A 3,265-nucleotide genomic window follows, 5' to 3' on the forward strand; every position below is an offset into this window, starting at 1 on the left:
AATGGCGTTGAAAAAATCGGCAAAGATAATTACGATAATAAAGAAGTTTATAAAAAAATAAACGAGTTATATACTCAAATATATAATAAAAAATAATAAATCCTAAAAATTAATAAAATGGAAATAGAAAAGTTAATTAAAAAGTTTGATTTGGAAATTGAACAAATAGATCAAGATAAAGATAGTTTAGATAGCTCTAAAGACGCTGAATACTGGCTTTTGTTGGGTAAAGCAGAATCTTTAGGTAACTGTATTTTTTATATTATTGAGGAATATAGCAAAACCAACAAATTAACCGAATACCTAGAATCTTACTTGGATATTTATAAAATTAAATAAGGGTGTTTAAAACCGCCCTGTTTATTAAAAAATTAATTTAAAAAATAAAAATAAGATGAAAAATAAAATACAAGTAATTACAGGAAAACAAGGAACTGGTAAAACTTTTTTAGCTAAAAATATGGCGATGAAATTTGATAATGTTGTTCTTTTAGATGGACGTTCTGAAATAAGTCTATCATCAATGGGAGCAACTAATAAAGAAACTGATTTAATTATTATTGATAATGTAGGTTCGGAACATTTATATAATCTTGTTTTTTTATTATCCAAAAAGTATTTAATTATAAATAGACTTATGGCATCAGCCCTAAAGATAAAAACTCCAAGTGTTTTTATCTTATCAGATAACGAAATAGGTTTTTCAAAAATGGGTACTTCCATCAAAAGAAGATGTAGTTTTATTGAAACAAGTGTTGAAATTGACACTAACGGAGATAAGCTTTTTAACACTAAAAAACTATGTTAAATCAAATAAAAATGTTCCGAGAAAACAAGCCAAAAAAGCCACTTTATAAGACGCTTACATCTATGCGTTCTTTGGCTGTATCTATTCAAAGTTATAATCTATTTTACGGAATAAAACAAGCTGCTTTTTTCTTTTTACTATTTGAATATTTAATTCCAAACGATTATTTGCGTGTAATTCCTGCTTTGTTTTTTGGCTATTTCGTAGCAAAAGCAATGTTAAATATTGCGGTTAATATTCCTGAAAATAAAGAGTGGGTAATTGTATCAATTGCGGTTTTTGATTTCCTGATGCTTTGCGTAATCTTAGATATTATGCACAAATCTGATTGGATTGAAATTATTAATTTACTGATATTTTGCGGTTTTGTAACTTATGTAGGTTACTGGTTAAATCAGGTTTTTGTTTTGAAAGTAAAGGAAAAGGAATTAGAAGAAAAAAGCGAAAAAGAGCAAGTGTATTTGCATAAAATAGCAGGTTCAGAGCAGAAAGCAGAATTGCTAAATATTGAAATAGCAGATTCAGAGCAGAAAGCAGAATTACTAAATATTGAAATAGCAGGTTCAGAGCAGAAAGCAGAATTGCTAAATATTGAAATAGCAGATTCAGAGCAGAAAGCAGAATTGCTAAATATTGAAATAGCAGATTCAGAGCAGAAAGCAGAATTACTAAATATTGAAATAGCAGATTCAGAGCAGAAAGCAAAATTATTAAATATTGAAATAGCAGATTTAAAAGAGGTTGTTTCTCATAAAAATTTAAGTCCTGAAATAAAAACAACTGGTGTTCAGATGGATTTAATAAACGCTATTAATACTATTTGCCCACATTGTAAAGTGGAATTTAACAACAAAAAAGCAAGGGACGGACACAAAGGAACTTGCAAAATGAAACATGAAGATATTAATTAATAGTAAATAATTTAACCCTAAAACCAATAGAAATTATGAGTAATGACAACATTCAAAACAACATCGTTTATTTTTTAACAGACACAAAAATAACCGAAAATAACGAAACAAGAATCGTTTATAAAATAGTCGATGGAACGGAACGATTAAAAACGGCTCACATATTTTACAAAGCAACGGTAAAAGAAGCATCTGAAAGAGAAATGGAAATAGAAATGAACAAAGGATATTGTGATTGGTATGCTAAAAATCGTGCTGTAATTCTTACGTATTACCGAAATAAAAAACAAACTAAAAATTAGAAAGTATGATATTAAATAGTTTTTCAGAAGCTTTTAAAAAAACAAAAGCTGGTCAAGGTTCTTTAAAAATGCGTTTAGTTCACTGGAGTAAAGATGTTATGATAAAAATTCAATATCCTGATGAAAAAAGTAAAATGACAGCTCCGTATTTATATCTACAAAGTCGTTTTGGGAACGTTCCATGGATACCAACTCAAATCGAATTGTTTTCGAATAAATGGGAAGTTGTTAATTAAAAAAAATCTTTTAGAAATTATGTTAAGAAAATTAATAGTAAAGTATTTTGCGTTAAGTTATATAACCAAAATTTTCGGAAAAGAAATTTATATGTTAAGAGGTGCTACACCTCTTAGCGTTTCTTTTAGTTTAGTAATGATAGGTGCTATTTTAGATAATGACTATTTATATTACACCGCTTTTGCAGCATTTATAGTATTTGTATATATTGGATTTATTTATTTTAGAAGCTCTAAAAATTCGGTAAAATGGGATGAATTAGACGATGTTCAAAAAAGAATATTCTATAATATAGGTATTGGCTTTATTGATATGCTTAAATCTAAAGAGGGATATTCCTTAGATAATCAAAAAGTACACAATTCGCCAATTTTTCTAATTATAAATATTTTTTTCTTTGCTGCTGCTCCAGTAATGGCGATGATATTTTAAGCAAAAAAAAACCACTCTTGCGAAGTGGTTAAAAAATTGCTATGAAAAAGAAAATAAGAATATACACACTCTTAAAACTCTAAACAAATGTAATTAATATTAATCAATAATTGGGGTTAAAAATGACAAAATCAATGCTTTCTGCTAAATTAAGATTCGTACCCGCTCAAAGGTTTAAAGAGGTTACTTGGAAGATAGTTTCAAGGAACAGAAAACGTCCTATTTCAGAGATCAAAAACATAAGAAACCTCTATAAAGGTGAAGCGGATGCAATTTTAAATTACTTTAACAGAGAAGTTATTGATATTGATGATATAAATTTTTAAAAATAAATCAGGTAGTAGATGAGTAATTAAAGTCAACGTTTCATTTATAAGATTAGTGGCGTAAATGGAATAGGAACAAAGTAAATAAGCTACTAATAAACAAGTAAAAACAAAATATTAATAATAAGCAGGAACCAGCCATTAATTTTATAAGGTGTGTGTGCCCAGCATGGGCATCTTTTGACTACCGAAAGGTAGTTTATTAATCTAGAGGGTGCAAGTCCCTTATGCGCAGGAGTAACGTTCTGA

At 28.2% G+C, this 3,265-nt stretch carries 7 protein-coding genes; all 7 read left to right on the forward strand.

Features of this window, described 5'->3' with window-relative positions; all coding sequences use genetic code 11:
- Window positions 1-117: 117 nt before the first annotated feature.
- Complete coding sequence (locus AQ1689_RS09855; protein WP_101955979.1) at window positions 118-339, forward strand: hypothetical protein; 222 nt, start codon at window positions 118-120, stop codon at window positions 337-339.
- Window positions 340-394: 55 nt separating this feature from the next.
- Window positions 395-808, forward strand: coding sequence for a P-loop NTPase family protein (locus tag AQ1689_RS09860; protein WP_101955980.1), 414 nt, complete (start codon window positions 395-397; stop codon window positions 806-808).
- The gene (locus AQ1689_RS09865) at window positions 802-1,719 is read left to right on the forward strand and encodes a hypothetical protein (RefSeq protein ID WP_101955981.1); all 918 of its coding nucleotides are present in this window, start codon (window positions 802-804) and stop codon (window positions 1,717-1,719) included. The genes AQ1689_RS09860 and AQ1689_RS09865 overlap by 7 nt, the downstream gene beginning before the upstream one ends.
- Window positions 1,720-1,754: 35 nt before the next feature.
- Window positions 1,755-2,021, forward strand: coding sequence for a hypothetical protein (locus AQ1689_RS09870; protein WP_101955982.1), 267 nt, complete (start codon window positions 1,755-1,757; stop codon window positions 2,019-2,021).
- 5 nt (window positions 2,022-2,026) lie between these two features.
- On the forward strand, window positions 2,027-2,257 hold the full coding sequence (locus tag AQ1689_RS09875) for a Thoeris anti-defense Tad2 family protein (RefSeq protein WP_101955983.1): 231 nt from the start codon (window positions 2,027-2,029) through the stop codon (window positions 2,255-2,257).
- A 19-nt stretch (window positions 2,258-2,276) separates the two neighbouring features.
- On the forward strand, window positions 2,277-2,690 hold the full coding sequence (locus AQ1689_RS09880; protein WP_145993756.1) for a hypothetical protein: 414 nt from the start codon (window positions 2,277-2,279) through the stop codon (window positions 2,688-2,690).
- Between the two features lie 122 nt (window positions 2,691-2,812).
- Window positions 2,813-3,016, forward strand: a complete 204-nt coding sequence (locus tag AQ1689_RS09885; RefSeq protein WP_101955985.1) for a hypothetical protein — start codon at window positions 2,813-2,815, stop codon at window positions 3,014-3,016.
- Window positions 3,017-3,265 lie beyond the last annotated feature (249 nt).

The sequence above is a fragment of the Tenacibaculum finnmarkense genome, from assembly GCF_900239185.1.
In the GTDB taxonomy this organism is placed as follows: domain Bacteria; phylum Bacteroidota; class Bacteroidia; order Flavobacteriales; family Flavobacteriaceae; genus Polaribacter; species Polaribacter finnmarkensis.